The organism is Pseudomonas sp. E1MeOHC2 (genome assembly GCF_058745025.1).
This window is the reverse complement of the sequence record NZ_CP196675.1, coordinates 5,199,674-5,219,161: the sequence shown is the minus strand read 5'-3', so window position 1 is coordinate 5,219,161 and position 19,488 is coordinate 5,199,674. Positions and strand designations below refer to the sequence as shown.

Sequence of the window (19,488 nt, the reverse complement as noted above, 5' to 3'; positions counted from 1 at the left end):
GGTGCACCTGCATGGGCTTAGCTAGCTTCGTCATCCCAAGGGTTGAGAGGTATGCTGCGAGTCTGTTGAGTTAATTATGCTCAACGCTGTTTGATCAAGAGGTTTGGACAACCTGGGGGATTATCAGACCATAACATAATGGAGAAAAGTGCATGATGGTAGCTGTACTGATTGATGTATCAGATCAACAATGCAAGCCATAGAGTAGCAAGAATGATGAGCTGAGCCGGAATGAGGTGGCGAGCGAACAAAGATCCGCCGCTGCTCCAAGCCAGTGCGCATTTGGTCACGGTATTCCCTGTGAGCGCCATCATTGCCGGAAACGTCAGGTCGGCACTGTTCAACTGGCCTGCAGCAACGAGCGAAGCGATCGAAGCAGTTGCGGCATGCGCATCGCCCAAGCCACTGATAAAGGCAGCAATGCTGACCCCCTTGTGTCCAAGTTGCTCGAGCAGAAACGCCGAAAACAATGCAATCCAGGTAATCGCTAGCGTGATGAGCAGTGCTGTGAACAGGCTGAATGCACCGCTGCCAGGCTTGGTCGTGGGGCAGACTGGCACAGGGCGCCAAGGCGCCAGCAACAGCACGCCGTAAATGAGCGTGACCAGCATACCGAGACCTATAGATGGCCAGAACGGGCGCAGCAAGCGCAAGTCGACGACGCCAAGCACTAATCCAAACTGGACAAGGGTGGCGAGGTTGGACAGCACCGCCGCAGCGGCGAACGCGCGCATGAACGTGTCCTGCTTTCGTGCTTGATGGCCAAGCACGGCAATGGTCGCCGAGCCAGAGGCAAACCCGGATGCGATCGCACTCAGAGCCAAGCCATAGCGTGGCCCCATTAGGCGCATGGCGATATGCCCTAGCGCACCGACTGCCATCAGTAATACGACCAGCGTGCAGATTACCCGCGGGTTCAGTACCCCGTTGGGGCCAATGAACCGGTCCGGCGTCAACGGCAGCACAACCAGCGCTACTGTGAGGAGCCACAAGCCATCGCGCAGTTCGGCCTCGCTTAGTTGCTGCAGCACGAAACGATGAAGCTCACGCCTCAGGGCCAGCAGTATGGTGAGTACGATACCGATGGCGGTTGCCAGCTCGGGGTGTTCGACAGTCAGGCCTCCCAACACCAAAACCAGCAGCAAGGCGATTGCGCTGGTAATGTCCGAATCTTCGTCGGGTTTTGTGCGGTGGTAAATGGCCAACAGCAGCGCTATGCCCACCAATGCAACGCCGACCAGAATCGGGCCAGCCATTACATGGCAGACATACCCCATCAGGGCGGTGATTGCGAAAGTTCTCAAACCCGCTGCGGCGGGAGCTTCACTGTTGACCTTCTTGCGCTCCCGCTCAAGGCCAACCAGCATGCCGATGCCCAATGCCACGGCCCCGTGAGCCAAGTTCACCAGGTCGAGCATCAGGTCTGCACCGGGGCGATGGCAAAGCTGCCTTGGGAACCCAGTTCGAGCGCGATCAGCGCTGGCATGTCGAGAATCTCCACCAGCCGGCCGTGCAGGTTGACGATACCCAAACCGCGTAAGTGAGCGACCGAGCGGCATATGGTTTCCAGGCGCAGCCCAAGGTAGGAGGCGATGTCTTCGCGAGACATGCGCAACATGAAACCGTGGGATGAATAGCCGCGACTGACGAAGCGGCGGGAAAGGCTCAGCAGGAAACTGGCAAGCCGCTGCTCGGCAGAGAGGTTGCAGAGCATCAGCACGCGCTCATGCTCGCGGATAATCTCCCTGCTCATCAGGCGGTTCAAGCTCTGTTGCAGCGTGGGTAAATCACGCGCTAGGGCTTGCAGGCGATGATAGGGCACCGGGCACACTTCGCTGTCTTCCAGGGCGATGGCATCACAGACATGAAGCTCGGTCGCTATGGCATCGAGCCCCAGTACGTCCCCTGGCATCCAGAAATTGATGATCACACCCTGGCCTTCGGCGTTGTTCAGGTTCGTCTTGAAGCTGCCAGAGTGCACCGCATACAGGCTACTCAAGGGCACATTTGCGTTGAACAGCGCAGCCCCCTTCCTGACCCGGATACGAGGGCCGATCAGTGTGCCGAAATAACTGTTGCAGTGCATGGCCAAACCCCTGGGCAAACACAAGCCGTTGACCCGGCACTCACTGCACCGGCATGTCAGTGGTTTGAAATGAATGGGCGGTGGTTTGCACTTTGGCGCAGGCTGCCCGAGCAGCTGAAAGTCGGTCAGGCCCGACATTTCATTCCTCCTTCGCAGGTCTGAGAGCGACGGTGGCGATCTTGTTCCGTGAATGAGGCGCGTTGAGGCGGGCGGTCAGCACACCCACGAACTGTTCGGCTTCTATGGGGGTTCTGAAACTCACCCGCCACTCGTCCATGTGTACCCACCAGCGATTGTCGTTGGCGCTTTTCTCGACGTAGACGTACATCGGAACCTCCAGTGCATGCATCAGCAAGGGACTGCCTATCGATAGGGGGCAATGGCGTCCTTGCCGACGGCGTGGCGAGGTTCAGGGCGTGATCGCCACCTTCATTACGCCGTCGCGCTGGTTGGCGAACAATTCGTATGCGGCTTCGATATCATCGAGCCTGAAACGGTGGGTGACCAAGGGGGAAACGTCTACGCGGCCACTGGCAACCACCGCCATCAACCGGCGCATCCGCTCTTTGCCGCCGGGGCACAGTGTGGTCACGATGCGGTAATCGCCAAGGCCGGCAGCGTATGCATCCACGGGGATGCGCAGGTCGGCGCTGTACACGCCCAGGCTGGACAATGTGCCGCCGGGGCGCAGCACCCGTAGTGCCCATTCGAAGGTGGCCTGGGTGCCCAGCGCTTCGATGGCTACATCTACGCCACGGCCATCGGTCAGCGCCATGATCTGCGCCACCACGTTGCCTTGCTTGAAGTCGACCACGTGTGAAGCACCCATTTCGCGTGCCACACTGATGCGCGCCGCCACGGTGTCCACGCCGATGATGGTGGTGGCGCCCAGCATTTTGGCGCCGGCGACCGCGCACAGGCCGATTGGGCCCAGAGCGAACACGGCGACGGTATCGCCGATTGTCACGCCCCCGCGTTCTGCACCGGAAAAACCGGTGGACATGATATCGGGGCACATCAGCACGTGTTCATCGTTGAGGCTGTCAGGAATGGGGGAGAGGTTGGCCATCGCGTCCGGCACCCGCACGTATTCAGCTTGGCAACCGTCGATGACATTGCCGAACTTCCAGCCACCCATGGCCTTGAAACCATGCGCCGTACCGGCGCCGTCTTGCGCGCCACAGCCGCACAAGCAGGCATTGCTGTGGCCGCTTGGGGTGATGGCGCCAGCGATGACGCGTTGCCCTTCGTGGAAGCCGCGAACCTCTGAGCCCAGTTTTTCGATGACACCCACTGGCTCGTGGCCGACGGTCAGCCCTTTGGCCACTGGATACTCGCCACGCAGGATATGCACATCGGTGCCACAGATCGTCGTTGTGCTGATGCGCATCAGCGCATCTAGCGGGCCGATCGCAGGGATGGGCTTGTCTTCCAGCACGATGCGGTTCTTTTCGACATAAATGGCCGCTTTCATGAGTGCCATGGCATGCCTCCGGGGCATCGCTGATTTTTTTTGGCAACTACAGCGTGCGCTAAAAAAGCCGGTAAGTCTTGATCCGAGTCAATTTTGCGTCGAACGGCGGCAGCCGTTGATCAGTGCCCTCTGACTTTTGATAAACATCAAATCGCACAGGTGCAGCTGTCAGATCATCAAGGTACTCATCGAGCCCGCAGAGGTGTGCCATGACCAACCTGCAACAACGACTTCTTCTGATCGCATCGCCCTTGATGCGCCGCACGCCGGTCTATGACCGTGCGGCGGCGCTAGCAAAAGCCAAGGGCATGCCACTGCACATCGTCGCTTTTGACTACCTTGAGGGCCTGGCCACTGCCGGCCTGGTCAACGACCAGGCGTTGGCGGTCATGCGCGAGGGCTATGTACAGCAACACCGTGAATGGCTGGAAACCCAGGCACTGTCGATGCGCCGTAACGGCGTTACGGTAACCACGGAGGTTTTGTGGGTGCAGCATCCGCTGGACGAGATCCAAGTGCATTTGCGTGAGCAGCCTTTCGCCCTGCTGATCAAGGGGCTCGAGCGTGAGCCCTGGTGGATGCGGGCCATGTTCACCTCGCTCGACGAGCAGTTGCTACGCGAGACCCGGATTGCGCTACACCTTGTCCACAATGCCAGCAATGCCCTGCCGCGGCGGATACTCGCAGCAGTTGACCTGTCGCGTCCGGAGGATCAGTTCAAAGGGTTCAACGACCAGATCATCAGCGAAGCGCTCAAGCTGGCCTTGCAATGCAACGCCCAGATCGAACTGCTGTACGCCTACGATATGGGCTCCATGTACTTGGACGCCGACGACGGCCGGGCACATTCGTTCCTGTTCGATTCGAACCTGTCACGGACACTTCACGAGGCCCAGGCCGATGCCTTCCAGGCATTGGCCGAACGCAACGGGATCCCCGCCGAGCACTGCCACCTGCGGGTGGGGGATCCGACCAAGGTGCTGGCGCTGTTCATGGACAACAATGACATCGATGTGCTGGTGATGGGGAGCTACCACCATCATGGTATCGGCTGGTTTATCGGCAGTACGGCCGAGCGGATCCTGCACCGGCTCAGCAGCAGTGTGCTGGTGATCTCGCCCGAGGATTTGCAAGGTTGAAGTGCAAGGCCCGCAAGGGCCTTGTTTCACGCGCGCAGGTCAAGTTCATGGAGGATTTCGCTGACATCGCCGCCCAGGTAGCGCGAACTGAAGCCCAGCGCCTTGGTCAGCCGGTGCATGGCGTAGTTGCTCGACAGGTCCCTGGACACCATGCACTGGTAGCCATTGCGCCGAGCGGCTTCGATCAGGTGCTGCAGCAACAGCTTGCCCAGCCCTTTGCGTTGCCATTGTTCACCGACAGCGACGGCACATTCGCAATTGTGGCTACCCGGGGTCGCGGCATAGCGGCTTACGCCAAGCTGATGCAGCTGGCCATTCTCATGGGCCAGCGCTACGTAGGCCGTGCGCTGGCGACCGTCGACCGGCATCAACTGCGCGTCCAGGCCGGGCAGGCCACCGCAGAGTCCGGCAAGAAAACGAAAGCGCCGGGCCTCATGGCTGATCGTGCTCACAAAGCGTCTGTCCCGTTCGTGATCATCATCGCGCAGCGGGCGAATCAACACGGCTGTGCCGTCAGCAAGGGTGTCTACCCAGTGCTCCCTCATGTCTTCGGTTTCCAGCAACTGATTGTTCATAGGGCCTCCGAGGGCCTGATCAACGTGGGCTGTACTGGTTGTACCGTGAGGCGTCGGTACGGTTCTGACATTGATCAAGTTGGTGCGCAGGTGATGACTTTCTGATTTGCATCAAGCGCTGAAGGGTAGGGCGCTCGAAGATCAATGCTACTTGTCATCGCCGCGCGCGGCCGGAGGTTTCCCATGGGTCAGTATCGACAACTGCTGGTGCTGCTTACAGACATAGACCGGCACTCGGCGGCTCTGTACCGGGCACTTGCCCTGGCGCATGTCAGCGGCGCAGCGGTGCATATCGTTGGGCTGTTCGAGCCAAAAGAGGCGCATCCGTTGCGTCAGGAACGGCTGAACGAAGCCGAGATGCAGCGCCAATACGGGCTCTATCGCAAGCAGCTTGAGGAACTGGTCGAACGTCACCGGTCCAGTAATGCCTATCTGACGCTCGATACCGTCAAGGCAGAAGACCTGCGCGACCAGGCAGCCGACTACATCCGCGAGCTCAAGCCCGATATGGTCATCAAGGACACCGAAACAACACCGGCACTGGCCCGGTTTTTCGGCACGCCGCTGGACTGCGCGCTGATGCGGTCGTGCCAAGGCTTGATGCATTTCGTGCCCCGGGCAACCGCGTCCTTGCCCAAACGCATACTGGTAGCCGTGGACACCGCCTTGCACGATGAACCCGATGCCCAGATGCTATTCAACCGCGCCCTCATCCGGGCAGCCGATGCCCTGGCGCTGCAATGCGATGCGCAGTTGCACCTGCTCTCGGCATATGACCTGGTTGGTGTGTTTGCCCCGGACATGCTGGTTGCGCAGACCTGGGTCGAGGAGATGCGTGATGCCTTGCAGGAGTCCTTCGATGCATTGGCCGATGCCGAAGGTGTGCCCCTCGATTGCCGGCATTTCAAGGAAGGCGGGGCAGTGCACGTGATCCGGGAGCAGGTGGCGGCCCTGGATATCGACGTGGTGGTGCTGGGGGTAGTACAGCCCAAGGGTTTGAGCAAGCTTCTGGGCGACACCACCGAACGTCTGGTGAGCGATCCACCGTGCAGCGTACTGTCCGTTCATCCCTGCGTGATCGACACCTGGGAGCCAACGCCATGCAACTGACCTTTTTCGGCGGTACGGGCACGGTGACGGGCAGCAAGTTCCTGCTGACGCGTGATTCGACACGGGTGCTGATCGACTGCGGGCTTTTCCAGGGCTACAAGCAACTGCGCTTGCGTAACTGGGAGCCACTGCCAGCGGCACTGCGTGCGGTCGATGCGGTGGTGCTCACGCATGCCCACTTGGACCATAGCGGATACCTGCCGGTGTTGGCGCGCGAGGGCTTTAGCGGGCCAGTATATGCCACCCCTGCGACCTGTGCCCTGGCTGAAATCCTGTTGCTCGACAGTGCCCGGCTGCAGGAGGAGCAGGCCGAACATGCCAATCGTCATGGTTATTCCAAGCATTCGCCGGCCCGCCCCTTGTACACCGAGCAGGATGCCAAGCGGGTACTTCAGCTGTTCAGGCCCGTCGCGTTGCACCATCGCACCCAGATCGCGCCCGGTATCGAACTGTTGCTGCGCACGGCCGGGCACATTTTGGGCGCGGCGACCGTACAACTGACGGTGGATGGCCAGACGCTGGTGTCATCAGGTGATCTGGGGCGGCCCCACGACCCCGTGATGCGTGCGCCCGAGCTGATCGGTGCGGCCGATGCGCTGCTGGTGGAATCGACCTATGGTGACCGTTCGCACCCTGCTCAGGCTCCGGAGCGTTACCTGGCGGATGTGATCAACCAGACCCTGCTGCGCCATGGCATCACGCTGGTACCGTCATTTGCCATTGGCCGTGCGCAACTGCTGATGTACTACCTGTACACGCTCAAGCGCGACGGGCTGATACCCGACATACCCGTGTATCTCAACAGCCCGATGGCGATGGATGCCACGGCCCTTTACCAGCAGTTCAGGCGTGAGCACCGCCTGACGGCGCTGGAGTGCGCGCAGATGTGCAAAGGCACACAGATCATCCGTACGGTCGATGAATCCAGGCACCTGGATCAGCTGCGCGAACCTGCGGTGATCATTGCCGCCAGCGGCATGGCCACGGGGGGGCGGGTGTTGCACCACCTCAAGGCGCTGGCGCCCAATCCTCATAACAGCATCCTGTTCTCCGGCTTTCAGGCAGGCGGTACTCGGGGTGCCGATATTGTTGCCGGAGCGCGCAGCGTGCGCCTGCATGGCGAAGACGTGCCGATTAGGGCGCAGGTCTTTGCCATGGATAACCTGTCGGCGCATGCCGATGCGGACGAAATCATGGAGTGGTTACGCGGTTTCACCCGGCCACCGCGGCAAACCTACGTCATTCATGGCGAACCGCATGCTGCGGACACCTTGCGTCGACGGATAAGCCTTGAGCTCGGCTGGCAGGTGTGCGTGCCCGAGCACCTGGAAACGGTTGCCATAGACCCTGTGCGCTAGCACGGTGCTGGAGGTTCTCATGAATATGCAAGCAAGGGCAAAGCTCAGGGCCTGGGTAACACGGCCCAGGGGCAGCCTTGGATGGATCGCGGCAATTGCCACGCTGGTGGTTGCCGCCTCGGTGTATCAGGTGCTGGGCCCGGCCTGGCGGCTGCCCATGCGTGCCCCGGTCATTGTGCTGGCAGTGCTGGCGCTCAGCGCAGCGGTCGGGTTGGCCGTGCACCGCTGTTTCAAGGGCGCTGTGGGCGAGACCATTTTTTCCGGGCAGGGGACAGGTTGGCAAGCGAGGCTTGCCTTGGTCCGGGGTGTGGCCAGAGAGTCGAACATTATGCTGGGCATGCTGCTACTGTTGGTCGTGCTGGGCATAAGCACACTCGTGCTCGCCAGCCGTTCCGTACAAGGCATTGTGAGCGGGTGCGAGACCAACTTGCAGGCACAGATTGATCTGCCAGAGGATCGAGCGTTCGCCGCACTGGTGGCCAAATCGGTCTGCCAGTGCCTGGCGCAAACGTTTCTGGATCGCAACGGCGTCATCCGGCTGGCCCTGTTCAATACGCCGTTGCTTGAAGTCAGGGCGTTCGAGGGGGTGACCGCGGCCGATGAGCGGCAGTGCCTGGAGCAACTGGACCTGCTGCCGGAGGCCACCGCTGCGGCATCGCCTCAGGCCAGCAAAAGCCGGTGAATCAACTGGCTTGGGTCATCCGGGTCTCTGACGCTGGTAAACCCTGCTGCCTGAGCCAGGTCGCGCATCGCCACATTGGCCGCAGCGTCCATGGAATACATGTGCCGCAGGCCCTGGGCGCGTGCGTGGTCGATCAGGTGCTGGAGCAGCAATGTGCCTAAACCGTGACGCTGCCAGCTATCGAGGACGGTGACGGCGCACTCGCATTCTTCACTACCCGATTGGGTCGCGTAACGGGAAATACCGACCTCCTGCAGTTCACCGTCGACATGGGCGAGGGCCACATAGGCCATGTGCTGGTCGTGGTCAACGACCATCAGTTGATCCAGCATGGCTTCGCCAGGCTCCTTGAGCTGGCACAGGAAGCGGAAGTGGCGCGACTGTGGCGACAGGCGTTCGATAAAGGTCTTCTCGCGCTGACGGTCTTCGGGCTGTAAAGGCCTGATCAGCACATGGGTGCCGTTGTCGAGCGGTTCGATCCAGTGTTCGCCGGCCATGGCAGGAAATGACGCGGCGGCCTGGGGGCGGGGTGTTTCGGCGAATGCCATGGCAAGGCTCCTGACAGTTTGCGGTGGACAAAGAAGGCTCAGTTTCAGCGCGTCGCCTTTTGCGCGCTTGATAGTTGTCAATTACCGGGCTGATAGGCCCGCGCCTCGCTACTTTGGCTTCCAGTACTTCTGCATTTCCAGAAACAGAAAGGAAGCCGTCCAGGTGATCATTACCAGGCCAGTCAGTGCCTGCAGGCCTGTGAGGTATTTGAGGTCGCCGCTGGGTGTGATATCGCCGAAACCGATGGTGGTATAGGTGGTGAACGAGAAGTACACGCAGTCCATGAACGTGCCGTCGAAGTTGCCGCTCAGCGTGCCCCAGCCTTTGGCATTGGCCATCAGGTAATAGGCCAGGGCAAAGCACCAGACTTCCAGTGCGTGGGCCGCCAACGCACCGAACACCCCGATGACGATGCGAAACCGGCTCCAAAGCTTGAGCCGCGGTAGCCAGTCGTTCAGGCGTAGCAGGCATTCGTAATGAATCACCACCACCAGCATCACGACCAGCGCGTTGATCAGTGTGACGGTTAACATCGACGGCTCCCCTGTGGCCCTGACAGAAGTTTGGCCGATAAAGGCCATCGTGTCGGTTCTACGCTTGAACATCACGGGGTGATTGATAAAGGTCAGTCAGTGGCCGCTCTTATCGCGCTGGCTGCTGTCTCCAACGATCAACTCGCGCCCTGCGACCAAGGTCGAATCCGTGACTTCAGATTCCCTTCAGATTGACCACTGATACTCACCCCATCAAGCCAACGGGGGGAGTTTCATGACCCAGTCTCAGTGGAGCAGCCTGCTCCCATTGCCTATCGGCAGCCATGTCGACCATCACGCCCAAATGTCGCTTCATCTGCACAAGGACCCTGGCCGCGATGAGCTGGAGCACTTCATTCATCAGTGCTTTGCCAGCGTGCACCACGCTGATGTGCACCATTACCTGCCAGAACTGCTGGCACTGCATGACAGCCAGGGTCGGCTGATTGCTGCCGCAGGCTTGCGCCCGGCCAGCAGCGGGCCGCTGTTTCTCGAGCACTACCTGGATGAGCCGCTGGAAGCTGCAGTTTCACGCTTAGCGGGCTGCCCCCTTGAGCGTGAGTGCATGGTCGAAGTCGGCAACCTGGCCTCGCTCAGTGCCGGTAGCGCGCGAATCATGATCATAGCGGTGACCTGGCTACTGGCTACACGGGGCCTGAAGTGGGTGGCATTCACCGGCGCGACGACACTGATCAACAGCTTCCAGCACCTGGGGTTGGTGCCATCGGTACTGGCGGCGGCCGACCCGGCTCGGCTGAATGGGCAGGTGGACCAATGGGGTACCTACTACGCTCAGCATCCGCAAGTCTTTGCCGGCAGCATTGGTCATGGCTTCGATGCCTTGAGCAAGGCTGGGGTGTTCCAGCGCCTAGGGTTGCCAACCGCCTTCCAGGAGACTGGTCATGCCGCATGAACTGGAGCGCTTCCATCAACTGCTGGTCACGTTTTCCCGCGATCACGGTGACGCCATTGCCGTGCAAGGGGCGACTGAGCGCTTCACCTACAGGCAGCTACTGGCAGAGGTGGGGTTGCGCACCCACGGCTTGCGTACGTGTTCGCCAGGCCCTCTGGTACTGGCGCTGGATAGCAGCCCGCAGTTGGTGTTCTGGGATTTGGCGGCGCTGTTTGCCGAGCGTCCTTGTGTAATCGTGCCGTCGTTCTTCAGTGTTGCCCAGTTCAGCCATTGCATCGAGCAGAGTGGCGCCAGCCATGTGCTGTGCGACCCGCAATGGCACGGTACGCTCGCCGAACTGGGGTTCGTTCAGCAGGACGTGTTCTGGGTTCGCGAGGCAGAGCCCGCTGCAGCGCTGCCTGCAGGTACCGCCAAGATCACCTACACCTCCGGCAGCACGGGCAAGCCCAAAGGCGTGTGCCTTTCTGCAGCGGCCCTGTTGCGTGTCGCCCGGGAACTGGAGGTGGCCAGCCGGCCCAGTGAACCTCAGCGTTACTTGGCGGTGCTGCCGCTGGGCGTGCTGCTGGAAAACCTTGGTGTCTACGCCGCATTGATGGCCGGGGCGAGTGTGCTGCTTTACCCCCAGGCGCAACTGGGCATGGGCGGTGCAAGCCAGGTCGATTTCAAGCGCTTGCTGGGGGCCATCGCCCTGAGCGGCGCGCAGAGCCTGATTCTGGTGCCGCAGCTGTTGATGGGGCTGATCACTGCTATCGAGCGTGGGCTGATGCGGGTGGGGGCGCTACGGTTCGTTGCGGTCGGCGGTGCCCGTGTGGCACCCAGCTTGCTGGCCCGCGCCGAAGCGATCGGCCTGCCGGTGTTCGAGGGCTATGGCTTGTCTGAGTGCGCTTCAGTGGTGGCCTTGAACCGGCCGGGCGCAACCCGCCGAGGCAGTGTCGGCAAGCCGCTGCCCCATGTGCAGGTGCGGATCGCCGAGGACGGGGAGGTATTGGTGGCGGGCTCGGTGCTGCTCGGCTATCTGGAGGAACCACCCGTCTGCGATAGCTGGTGGGCCACCGGCGACCTAGGCCATTTCGACGAGGAGGGCTACCTGTACCTCGATGGTCGCAAGAAACACCAGTTCATCACCAGCTTCGGGCGCAACGTCAACCCGGAATGGGTGGAGGTCGAACTGACCCAGAGCGGCGTGATCGCCCAGGCGTTCGTACATGGCGAGGCCCTGCCAAAGAACCTGGCATTGCTCTGGCCGCTGGACCCCGCTACCCCCGACACCCTCATCGACCAGGCTGTGCAGCAGTGCAATGCCTTGCTGCCGGACTACGCCAGGGTCCATGCCTGGCGTCGCCTGCCGTGCCCCCTGTCCAGTACCGACGACACACTGACCGCCAATGGCCGCCCGCGCCGCGAGGCCATCCTGCGGCGTTACCACTCCCTGTTATCCGACATCCCTTTGTGAGGTCTGCCATGTCCTTTTTCGATACCCTGCAAATGCAAACCACCCAGGAGCGTCAGGCCCTATTTGCCGTGCCGGTTATACGCGATGCGCTGGCGGGGCACGTCAGCATCGACAGCTATGTGGCCTTCCTGACTCAGGCATACCACCATGTACGCCATACCGTGCCGCTGATGATGGCGTGCGGGGCGCGCCTGCCTTCGCGCCTGGAATGGCTGCGCGGCGCCGTGTGTGAATACATCGAGGAGGAGTACGGCCACGAGCAGTGGATCCTCAATGACATCAATGCCTGTGGTGCCGATTGGGAGGCGGTGCGTGACGGTCGCCCGGCGCTGCCGATCGAGCTGATGGTCGCTTACCTTTACGACTTGATTGCCCGTGGCAACCCGGTCGGGCTGTTTGGCATGGTCAATGTGCTCGAAGGCACCAGCATTGCCCTGGCCACCCAGGCCGCCGGCACAATCCAGCGCACGCTGGCGTTGCCCGACAGGGCCTTCAGCTACCTCAGCTCCCATGGCGCGCTGGACCAAGACCACATGGTCACCTACCGGCAGTTGATGGACCGCCTTGATGATGCTGACGACCAGCGGGCTGTGATCCATGCGGCCAAAGTGGTTTACCGGCTGTATACCGACATGTTCCAGGGGCTGCCGCGTGCGGGCCTGCAAGAGGTGCGTCATGCGCTTGTCTGAGTGTGTAGTCATACTCACCGGCGCCAGCGGAGGCATCGGCCTGGAGCTGGCCGAACAGTTGTGTGCAGCCGGTGCCCGGGTACTGGCGGTGAGCCGGCAGATGGGCAAGCTCGCCGGATTGATGAACCGTTATCACGACAGGCTGCTCTGGCAGTCGGTGGATCTGCGCAGCCATGAGGGGCGTGAGCAGGTGCTTGCCCGTGCCCGGGAGATGGGCGGGGTCAACGTCCTGATCAATGCCGCGGGCGTGAACCGTTTTGCCCTGTTCGACCAGATCGACGAGCAGGCGCTGGACGAGTTGCTGGACATCAACCTCAAAGCCGCCCTGCAACTGACGCGTGTGTGCCTGCCGCTGCTGCGCGCACAACCCAGGGCGCTGGTGGTCAACGTCGGTTCCACCTACGGCTCGATCGGCTACCCCGGCTATGCCACCTACTGCGCCAGCAAGTTTGCCCTGCGCGGCTTCTCGGAGGCGCTGCGCCGCGAGCTGGCCGATACCTCGGTGAATGTCATGTACGCCGCACCCCGGGCGACCCGCACCGCAATGAACAGCAGCGCTGCCACGGCGCTCAACCAGGCGCTGAAGGTCGGCATGGACGACCCGGCAGATGTGGCCCGCGCTGTGCTCAAGGCCGTGCAGTCAGAACGCAGCGAGCTTTATCTGGGCTGGCCGGAAAAGCTCTTCGTGCGCATCAACGGCATGTTGCCCGGCGTGGTCGACCGTGCGCTGCGCAAGCAACTGCCGGTGATCCGTCGTTACCTCGTTAGCCATTCGAAGGAGTCGATCAAATGAAACGTCTGTTCATCGCAGGCCTGCTGGCGTTCGCACCGCTCACCTGGGCGTTGGACCAGGCCGGCAGCCAACAATTGGCTAACTTGCAGCAGCGCTGGGCGCAGATCCAGTACCAGACGCCTAAAGACAAACGCGCCGATGCGTTCGAGAAGCTGGCAGCCGACGCTTCCACCCTGGTTCACCAGCACCCGGGCTCGGCCGAGCCCTTGATCTGGGAGGGGATCATCAACAGCAGTTGGGCGGGTGCCACCGGCGGCCTGGGGGCGCTGGGCAAGGTCAAGTCGGCCAAGGCCAGCCTCGAAGAGGCGATGAAACTCGACCCCAATGCCCTGCAGGGCTCGGCTTATACCAGCCTGGGCACCTTGTACGACCAGGTGCCGGGCTGGCCTATCGGTTTCGGTGACAGCGACAAGGCAGATACCTTGTTGCGCAAGGCGCTGCACATAAACCCCAACGGTATCGACAGCAATTACTTCTGGGCCGATCATCTGTTCCGGCAAAAACGCTACGCTGAAGCCACCGCCGCCCTGGAAAAAGCACGCCAGGCGCCGCCACGGCCAGGCCGCGAACTGGCCGATCAGGGCCGGCGTGGCGATATCGATGCTTTACTCAAGGCCATCAAGGACAAACAGGACTGAACATGCGGTTGCTGCTGGTTGAGGATGATACCGCCCTGGGCGAGGGGATCTGCGACGGGTTGCGCCAAGAGGGCTACACCCTCGACTGGTTGCGCGATGGCCTGAGCGGGCTGCATGCCCTGCAACACGAAGTGTTCGACCTGGTGATCCTCGACCTCGGGCTGCCGCGGTTGGGCGGCATTGAGCTGCTGCGAAGGTTGAGGGCAGGGGGCAACAGCCTGCCGGTACTGATCCTCACCGCGCGCGATGCGACCGAGGACCGTATCTCTGGCCTGGATGCCGGTGCCGACGACTACCTGGTCAAACCTTTCGACCTCAACGAGCTCAAGGCCCGCCTGCGCGCCTTGCTCAGGCGCAGCGCCGGGCGGGCCAAGGTGCTCATCGAGCACGCAGGTGTAAGCCTGGACCCTGCCACCCAGCAGGTGCACTACAACGGTGTGCCCGTGATACTGACGCCCAAGGAGTATCGCCTGCTGCACGAGTTGCTCGCGCAACCGGGCAAGGTGTTCACGCGTGAGCGGCTGACCCAGCTGCTGTATGGCTGGGACGAGGAGCCTGAGAGCAACACGCTGGAGGTGAACATCTATCACTTGCGCAAGAAACTGTTCAACGGCCTGATCCGCACGGTGCGCGGTATCGGTTATCTGGTCGAGGCCAAGCTGTGAGCTCGTTGCGCCAGCGCACATTGTGGCGGGTGATGGTGCTGATGCTGCTCGGCACCGGTTTGTTGGCGTTGTACAACTATCACGACAGCCGACGCGAGATCAACGAAGTCTACGATGCCCACATGGCTCAGAATGCCCGGCTGTTGCAGGGAGTGATGAACCTGCCGGTGCAGGATGGCAACCGCGAAAAGCTGTATCAGGCATTCAACGAGGCGCTGGGCAAGGCCGGGCGCCACCGTGTGGGCCACCCCTATGAGAGCAAGCTGGCGTTCCAGGTGTGGGGTGAGGGAGCACGGTTGCTGGTGCACACCCCCAGTGCACCGACGCTCGACGCACCGCCTACGGCGGCGGGCTTCTACGATTTTGCCAGCGGTGGTGAACAGTGGCGCGGCTTTGTATTACCGGTGCCCGAAAAACAGTGGGTAATCTGGGTGGGTGAGCGCGACGATGTGCGTTACGACCTGATCGATCGCATCGTACGCCATACCCTGTTCCCATTCCTGCTCGGCAGCCTGGGCCTGGCGCTGTTGGTCTGGGCGGCCATCGGCTGGGGGTTGCGCCCGTTGCAGAACATGGCCGATGTGATTCGTGCGCGCCATGCCGACTCCCTCGAACCGCTGCAACTGGTGCCGTTGCCGACCGAGCTTGAGCCCATGCAGGCCGCCATCAACCGCCTGCTGGCGCAGATCGATGACCTGCTGCGGCGCGAGCATCGGTTCATTGCCGACGCCGCCCATGAGATGCGCACGCCGCTGGCGATCCTGCGCCTGCATGCGCAAAACGCTCAGGCCGCCATTACCGATGCCGAGCGCCAGAAAGCCCTCGGCTTTCTGATTGGCGGCGTGGACCGGCTGACCCGGGTGGTCAACCAGTTGCTGACCCTCGCCCGCGTCGAGCCGCGCCTTGGTCAGCGCGCCACCACCCGTGTCGACCTGGGCGAAGTGCTCACCGATGTGCTGGCGGATCTCACCCCCTGGATACTGGATCGCGGTCTGGAGCCCTCGCTGGATCTCAGCGAAGGTGACCATGGCCTGATGATCGATGCCGGAGCGCTGGGCATCGCCTTGCAGAACCTGGTTTCCAATGCGGTAGAGCATTCACCGCCTGGCGGGCGTATCACGGTATCACTGAGGCGCCTGGCAAATCGCTTCGAACTGGTTGTCGAAGATGAAGGCCCTGGTATAGACGAGGCGAATCTTGTGCGGGTATTCGAGCGCTTCTATAGCCGCAATAGCCCCAATGGCGCAGGGCTGGGGTTATCCATCGTGGCCACTATTGTCGAGCGGCTGGGTGGGGAGGTGCGCCTGGAAAACAGGGCCACTGGTGGGCTGGCTGCCATCGTGTCGCTTCCCTTGCAGTGAGCTGCCCGATACTGTCTCAAAGGCCTCTAGAAGGTGCTGCTCAGCAGCCAACCGAGCACGCCGCAGCTCAGGACAACCAACCAAGCAGGCCACTTCCAGAACATCTGGGCCATCAAGGCGATCAGCGCCCATGCCAAGTCTGCTGGCTTGGTTATGGCGCTCGTCCACACCGGTTGGTACAAGGTAGCCAGCAGAAGCCCGACCACGCCGGCGTTTACCCCGGCAAGCGCTGACTGGCTGCTGGCGCTGCGCCGCAGTGCTTCCCAGAAGGGAACTACACCGATCACCAACAGGAAGGAGGGGGTGAAAATGGCGAGAATGCCAACGGTCGCGCCCACCCAGCCGGACGGCTGCACGCTCATGGATGCACCCAGGAAGCCTGCAAACGTGAAGAGTGGGCCCGGTATGGCCTGCGCCAGGCCATAACCTACGAGAAAGGTGTCATTTGTGACCCAGCCATTGGCCACTGTGGCCGACTCAAGCAACGGTAGAACGACATGCCCGCCGCCGAATACCAGCGAGCCTGCGCTATAAAAGGCGTTGACCATTGCCAGTGCTTGCGAGGGCCAGATGCGGGTCAATAGCGGCAAACCCACCAACAAGGCAAAGAACAGTACCAGCGCAGCCAGCCCGACCTTTCGGCTGACTGAAAACGGCAGCTCTTCCCCTGCCGGGGAGCCCGGAGGCTTTAGCAGGATCAAGCCTGTGATGGCCGAGCCTGAGATCACGGCTATCTGCCCGATCGCGTTGGGCCACAGCAGAGCGGTACAGGCAGCGAACAGGGCGATGGTTACGCGCGCAACATCGGTGCAAAGGCTACGTGCCATGCCCCACACCGCCTGGGCCACCACGGCGACTGCGACGATTTTCAGGCCGTGCAACAGGCCACTTGGGGCGCCACCTCCCCATGCCCCCAGGCCCTGAGCACACAGCGTCAGCAGGAGGGCCGATGGCAATGTGAACCCTGCCCACGCAGCGACAGCGCCCGCGAACCCCGCCCGTGACAGGCCCAGAGCGATGCCGACCTGGCTGCTGGCGGGGCCGGGAAGCAGTTGGCACACGGCGACCAGCTCGGCATAACTGCGCTCACTGAGCCATTGGCGGCGCGCTACAAATGCTTCACGGAAGTAACCCAGGTGCGCAATGGGGCCACCGAAAGACGTCAGCCCCAGGCGCAAGAACACCAGAAACACCGACCAGGCAGAGTCGCTGGGCTTCACGCCGCAGTGAGTGCGTTCTGACAAGGCAGGCTCCTTGGGTGAGTGACGCTGCAGTTTTTGGTGGGGAACAGCCTGCCTTGAGGCTTGTTGTGGCGCTCGGTTTCACAGGCATTGAAAATCCAGCGACAAACCCTCAGAACCCGCACTCATTTGTGCAAAGTTTGCTGTTCGCCGCCTACGCTGTCCAGAGTCTTGGTCAGCAGGAGGCACCATGAGCAATTTCCCTATCGTTGCTACCGTCCTGTCTATGGTATTGGGCCTTTCTGTCACACGCCTGCTTCTGGGGGCGGTGACCGTCTTCCGTATCCGTCGCAACGCTGCTCCAGACTGGGTGGCTCTGGTCTGGGCGGTCATGCTCTTCACCACCCAGATGGATTTCTGGTGGGCGGTCAATTCGCTGCCGCAAGTAAGGGCGACCTTCTCGTTCCAGGAATTTTTGCTGTTGGTGCTGCTGGCACTTGCGCTGTTCGTTTCCTCGGCGCTGATGTTGCCCAGCCGGAGCGAGGACGAGCTCGAAGGGCTTCGCGTGTATTTCGAGCAGGATGGCCGCTACGCCCTGCTGTTCCTGTCGGGCTATTACCTGCTTGGGTTCATCGTCAACATTCTGTTGTTCGGCGTTTCGCCTCTGGCGCTTTGGGGCGCCCTTGACGTGATCATGATCACGATCCCGCTGTGTGTGTTTGCAGCCGGCTCGCGCAAGGCCTATGCGCTGCTGACCGTGGCATTCGTACCTATCATTGTTGTGGACCTGGTGATATCGCTAGTGGCGTGACCGAGGGCAGGCGTTGCCTATTAAAATCTATGCGAGGCAATAAAATATCTGTACAGAGTGCTATTGTTGTACAGTATTTAGGTGTGCTCGAGGTCAGTATGGTGCACCGTGCTCGTTGGACCTGCCTTTGTCTGCTACTGGCTGCCTTTTCGGCGATGGCGGGCTGGCGAGCGGAGGTGCCTGGGGCGCAACGGCTGGGGGGCGGTGAGTTCACCTGGTTTGGCCTGCGTCTTTACACAGCCCAATTATGGACAGCAGGGCCAGTTCATGACTGGAACCAGCCTTTCGCCCTTGAGCTCCTCTACCACCGATCGCTGTCCAGGGACACCTTGGTACAGGCCAGCCTCAAGGAAATGCGCCGCCTCAACGCCGGCAGCATAACGCCGCAACAACGCACGGCGTGGGCCCATGCGATTGAACATGCATTCGTGGACGTGCGCCCCGGCATGCGCATTACTGGCTTGTACCTGCCGGGGCAGGGCTGCCGCTTTTACGTCGACGGTAAACTCAGCCGCGAAATCGCCGACCCGGTCTTTGCAAGGGCATTCTTTGCCATCTGGCTCGACCACGGAGCCCGGGATACACAACTGCGTCAGCGCCTGCTTGGGCTGGCTGGCAACGACCGAGGAACATGAACATGTACAAAGTGCTGTTGCTGGTTTCCTGCCTGCTTCTGGGCAGCTGTGGCAATGTCGGTGTCGAGCACTATGCCCAAGAGCAACCGAAACTGGACCTGGCTGCATTTTTCTCGCGACCGGTGCAGGCCTGGGGGATGTTCCAGAAGCGTTCAGGGGAAGTGGTCAAGCGCTTCCACGTGCGTATCGACAGCCGCCGCGAAGGTGAGCGGCTGATCCTTGACGAACATTTTCTCTACAGCGATGGCACTCGCCAGCAGCGTACCTGGACACTGGTGCCGGACGGCCCTGGCCGCTGGCGCGGAACCGCGGGGGACGTGATCGGCGAGGCGCGCGGCGAAGTCGCGGGTAACGCGCTGCGATGGCGTTACCAGCTGGACCTGCCGGTTGACGGGCGGCACTGGCAGGTAGACCTGGACGACTGGATGTACCTCATGGATGACGACACCCTGATCAACCGTTCGAGCATGAGCAAGCTGGGCGTTGAGATTGGCCAGATCACCCTGTTCTTCCGCCGCCTGCCAGAGGGCACACCATGAACCTGATCGCGCTTACCCAGCTGGTCTCGACCGGCGAAGCAAAGGAACTTGAACTGCTGTCGCTGGAGGGTGGCTTCTACCTCCTGCGCGCTTTGACCGACGCCGGCCCCGTGACATTGAGCGATGCGCATGGGCAGCCCGTTCGCGTGCGCTCCACTACCGAGCTGCGGCAGCTGTTGGCCGACCTGCCACCTGTGCCCTGCATGCTGGTACAGCAGGTGGTGCATGATGAGATGTGCGGACAACGTGACGGCCCCATTGCGCCGCTGCGCGTACCGGTAACGCTCACCAGCCAGTGGTAGCC

At 61.5% G+C, this 19,488-nt stretch carries 23 protein-coding genes; 15 read left to right on the top strand and 8 right to left on the bottom strand.

The window, feature by feature from the left end; all coding sequences use genetic code 11:
- Positions 1 to 179 precede the first annotated feature (179 nt).
- From ACSSU5_RS23640 to ACSSU5_RS23625, 4 genes are all read right to left on the bottom strand, one after another.
- The gene (locus ACSSU5_RS23640; protein ID WP_492559978.1) at positions 180 to 1,418 is read right to left on the bottom strand and encodes an MgtC/SapB family protein; all 1,239 of its coding nucleotides are present in this window, start codon (positions 1,416 to 1,418) and stop codon (positions 180 to 182) included.
- Positions 1,418 to 2,224, bottom strand: coding sequence for a helix-turn-helix domain-containing protein (locus ACSSU5_RS23635; protein WP_492559977.1), 807 nt, complete (start codon positions 2,222 to 2,224; stop codon positions 1,418 to 1,420). Before ACSSU5_RS23635 ends, ACSSU5_RS23640 begins: the two co-directional genes overlap by 1 nt.
- Before the next feature lies 1 nt (position 2,225).
- A complete protein-coding gene (locus ACSSU5_RS23630; RefSeq protein WP_492559976.1) occupies positions 2,226 to 2,414 on the bottom strand; it encodes a hypothetical protein in 189 nt (62 codons plus the stop codon).
- 81 nt (positions 2,415 to 2,495) lie between these two features.
- Positions 2,496 to 3,569 (bottom strand): NAD(P)-dependent alcohol dehydrogenase, encoded by a 1,074-nt coding sequence (locus ACSSU5_RS23625; RefSeq protein WP_492559975.1) that lies wholly within the window; start codon positions 3,567 to 3,569, stop codon positions 2,496 to 2,498.
- 200 nt (positions 3,570 to 3,769) lie between these two features.
- Here ACSSU5_RS23625 and ACSSU5_RS23620 point away from each other — a divergent pair, with 200 nt between their 5' ends.
- Entirely contained in the window at positions 3,770 to 4,699 is a 930-nt protein-coding gene (locus tag ACSSU5_RS23620; protein ID WP_492559974.1) for a universal stress protein, read from the top strand.
- 26 nt (positions 4,700 to 4,725) lie between these two features.
- Here ACSSU5_RS23620 and ACSSU5_RS23615 read toward each other — a convergent pair whose 3' ends face one another.
- Entirely contained in the window at positions 4,726 to 5,274 is a 549-nt protein-coding gene (locus ACSSU5_RS23615) for a GNAT family N-acetyltransferase (protein WP_492559973.1), read from the bottom strand.
- Between the two features lie 183 nt (positions 5,275 to 5,457).
- On the opposite strand from ACSSU5_RS23615, the gene ACSSU5_RS23610 reads away from it, so the two are divergent.
- From ACSSU5_RS23610 to ACSSU5_RS23600, 3 genes are read left to right on the top strand one after another with little or no spacing between them, the layout of a single operon-like run.
- Positions 5,458 to 6,384 carry a universal stress protein gene (locus ACSSU5_RS23610; protein ID WP_492559972.1) on the top strand — a complete coding sequence of 309 codons (927 nt, stop codon included), beginning with the start codon at positions 5,458 to 5,460 and terminating at the stop codon, positions 6,382 to 6,384.
- Positions 6,375 to 7,742 carry an MBL fold metallo-hydrolase RNA specificity domain-containing protein gene (locus ACSSU5_RS23605; protein ID WP_492559971.1) on the top strand — a complete coding sequence of 456 codons (1,368 nt, stop codon included), beginning with the start codon at positions 6,375 to 6,377 and terminating at the stop codon, positions 7,740 to 7,742. Before ACSSU5_RS23610 ends, ACSSU5_RS23605 begins: the two co-directional genes overlap by 10 nt.
- Before the next feature lie 19 nt (positions 7,743 to 7,761).
- Positions 7,762 to 8,424 carry a hypothetical protein gene (locus ACSSU5_RS23600; protein ID WP_492559970.1) on the top strand — a complete coding sequence of 221 codons (663 nt, stop codon included), beginning with the start codon at positions 7,762 to 7,764 and terminating at the stop codon, positions 8,422 to 8,424.
- On the opposite strand, the gene ACSSU5_RS23595 is transcribed toward ACSSU5_RS23600, so the two are convergent.
- Together ACSSU5_RS23595 and ACSSU5_RS23590 are read right to left on the bottom strand one after the other, a co-directional pair.
- Positions 8,403 to 8,972, bottom strand: a complete 570-nt coding sequence (locus tag ACSSU5_RS23595; RefSeq protein WP_492559969.1) for a GNAT family N-acetyltransferase — start codon at positions 8,970 to 8,972, stop codon at positions 8,403 to 8,405. The two genes, ACSSU5_RS23600 and ACSSU5_RS23595, sit on opposite strands and share 22 nt — an antisense overlap.
- 108 nt (positions 8,973 to 9,080) lie before the next feature.
- Positions 9,081 to 9,506 (bottom strand): potassium channel family protein, encoded by a 426-nt coding sequence (locus ACSSU5_RS23590; RefSeq protein ID WP_492559968.1) that lies wholly within the window; start codon positions 9,504 to 9,506, stop codon positions 9,081 to 9,083.
- A gap of 235 nt (positions 9,507 to 9,741) precedes the next feature.
- Between ACSSU5_RS23590 and ACSSU5_RS23585 the strand changes: the two genes are divergently transcribed.
- From ACSSU5_RS23585 to ACSSU5_RS23555, 7 genes are read left to right on the top strand one after another with little or no spacing between them, the layout of a single operon-like run.
- Positions 9,742 to 10,419, top strand: a complete 678-nt coding sequence (locus ACSSU5_RS23585; protein ID WP_492559967.1) for a thermostable hemolysin — start codon at positions 9,742 to 9,744, stop codon at positions 10,417 to 10,419.
- Complete coding sequence (locus tag ACSSU5_RS23580; protein ID WP_492559966.1) at positions 10,409 to 11,872, top strand: AMP-binding protein; 1,464 nt, start codon at positions 10,409 to 10,411, stop codon at positions 11,870 to 11,872. Before ACSSU5_RS23585 ends, ACSSU5_RS23580 begins: the two co-directional genes overlap by 11 nt.
- A gap of 8 nt (positions 11,873 to 11,880) precedes the next feature.
- A complete protein-coding gene (locus ACSSU5_RS23575; RefSeq protein WP_019097387.1) occupies positions 11,881 to 12,561 on the top strand; it encodes an iron-containing redox enzyme family protein in 681 nt (226 codons plus the stop codon).
- A complete protein-coding gene (locus ACSSU5_RS23570) occupies positions 12,548 to 13,354 on the top strand; it encodes an SDR family oxidoreductase (RefSeq protein WP_492559965.1) in 807 nt (268 codons plus the stop codon). Before ACSSU5_RS23575 ends, ACSSU5_RS23570 begins: the two co-directional genes overlap by 14 nt.
- Positions 13,351 to 13,992, top strand: coding sequence for a tetratricopeptide repeat protein (locus ACSSU5_RS23565; RefSeq protein ID WP_492559964.1), 642 nt, complete (start codon positions 13,351 to 13,353; stop codon positions 13,990 to 13,992). The genes ACSSU5_RS23570 and ACSSU5_RS23565 overlap by 4 nt, the downstream gene beginning before the upstream one ends.
- Before the next feature lie 2 nt (positions 13,993 to 13,994).
- Positions 13,995 to 14,657, top strand: a complete 663-nt coding sequence (locus ACSSU5_RS23560; RefSeq protein WP_492559963.1) for a response regulator — start codon at positions 13,995 to 13,997, stop codon at positions 14,655 to 14,657.
- On the top strand, positions 14,654 to 16,018 hold the full coding sequence (locus tag ACSSU5_RS23555; protein ID WP_492559962.1) for a sensor histidine kinase: 1,365 nt from the start codon (positions 14,654 to 14,656) through the stop codon (positions 16,016 to 16,018). Before ACSSU5_RS23560 ends, ACSSU5_RS23555 begins: the two co-directional genes overlap by 4 nt.
- A 26-nt stretch (positions 16,019 to 16,044) precedes the next feature.
- Here ACSSU5_RS23555 and chrA read toward each other — a convergent pair whose 3' ends face one another.
- The gene (gene chrA, locus ACSSU5_RS23550; RefSeq protein WP_492559961.1) at positions 16,045 to 17,262 is read right to left on the bottom strand and encodes a chromate efflux transporter; all 1,218 of its coding nucleotides are present in this window, start codon (positions 17,260 to 17,262) and stop codon (positions 16,045 to 16,047) included.
- 187 nt (positions 17,263 to 17,449) lie between these two features.
- Between chrA and ACSSU5_RS23545 the strand changes: the two genes are divergently transcribed.
- From ACSSU5_RS23545 to ACSSU5_RS23530, 4 genes are all read left to right on the top strand, one after another.
- A complete protein-coding gene (locus ACSSU5_RS23545; protein ID WP_045199016.1) occupies positions 17,450 to 18,010 on the top strand; it encodes a hypothetical protein in 561 nt (186 codons plus the stop codon).
- A 98-nt stretch (positions 18,011 to 18,108) separates the two neighbouring features.
- Positions 18,109 to 18,645, top strand: coding sequence for a chalcone isomerase family protein (locus tag ACSSU5_RS23540; protein ID WP_492561356.1), 537 nt, complete (start codon positions 18,109 to 18,111; stop codon positions 18,643 to 18,645).
- A gap of 2 nt (positions 18,646 to 18,647) precedes the next feature.
- Positions 18,648 to 19,184 (top strand): DUF3833 domain-containing protein, encoded by a 537-nt coding sequence (locus ACSSU5_RS23535; protein ID WP_024717789.1) that lies wholly within the window; start codon positions 18,648 to 18,650, stop codon positions 19,182 to 19,184.
- The gene (locus ACSSU5_RS23530; RefSeq protein WP_016486281.1) at positions 19,181 to 19,486 is read left to right on the top strand and encodes a DUF6482 family protein; all 306 of its coding nucleotides are present in this window, start codon (positions 19,181 to 19,183) and stop codon (positions 19,484 to 19,486) included. Before ACSSU5_RS23535 ends, ACSSU5_RS23530 begins: the two co-directional genes overlap by 4 nt.
- Positions 19,487 to 19,488: the final 2 nt, after the last annotated feature.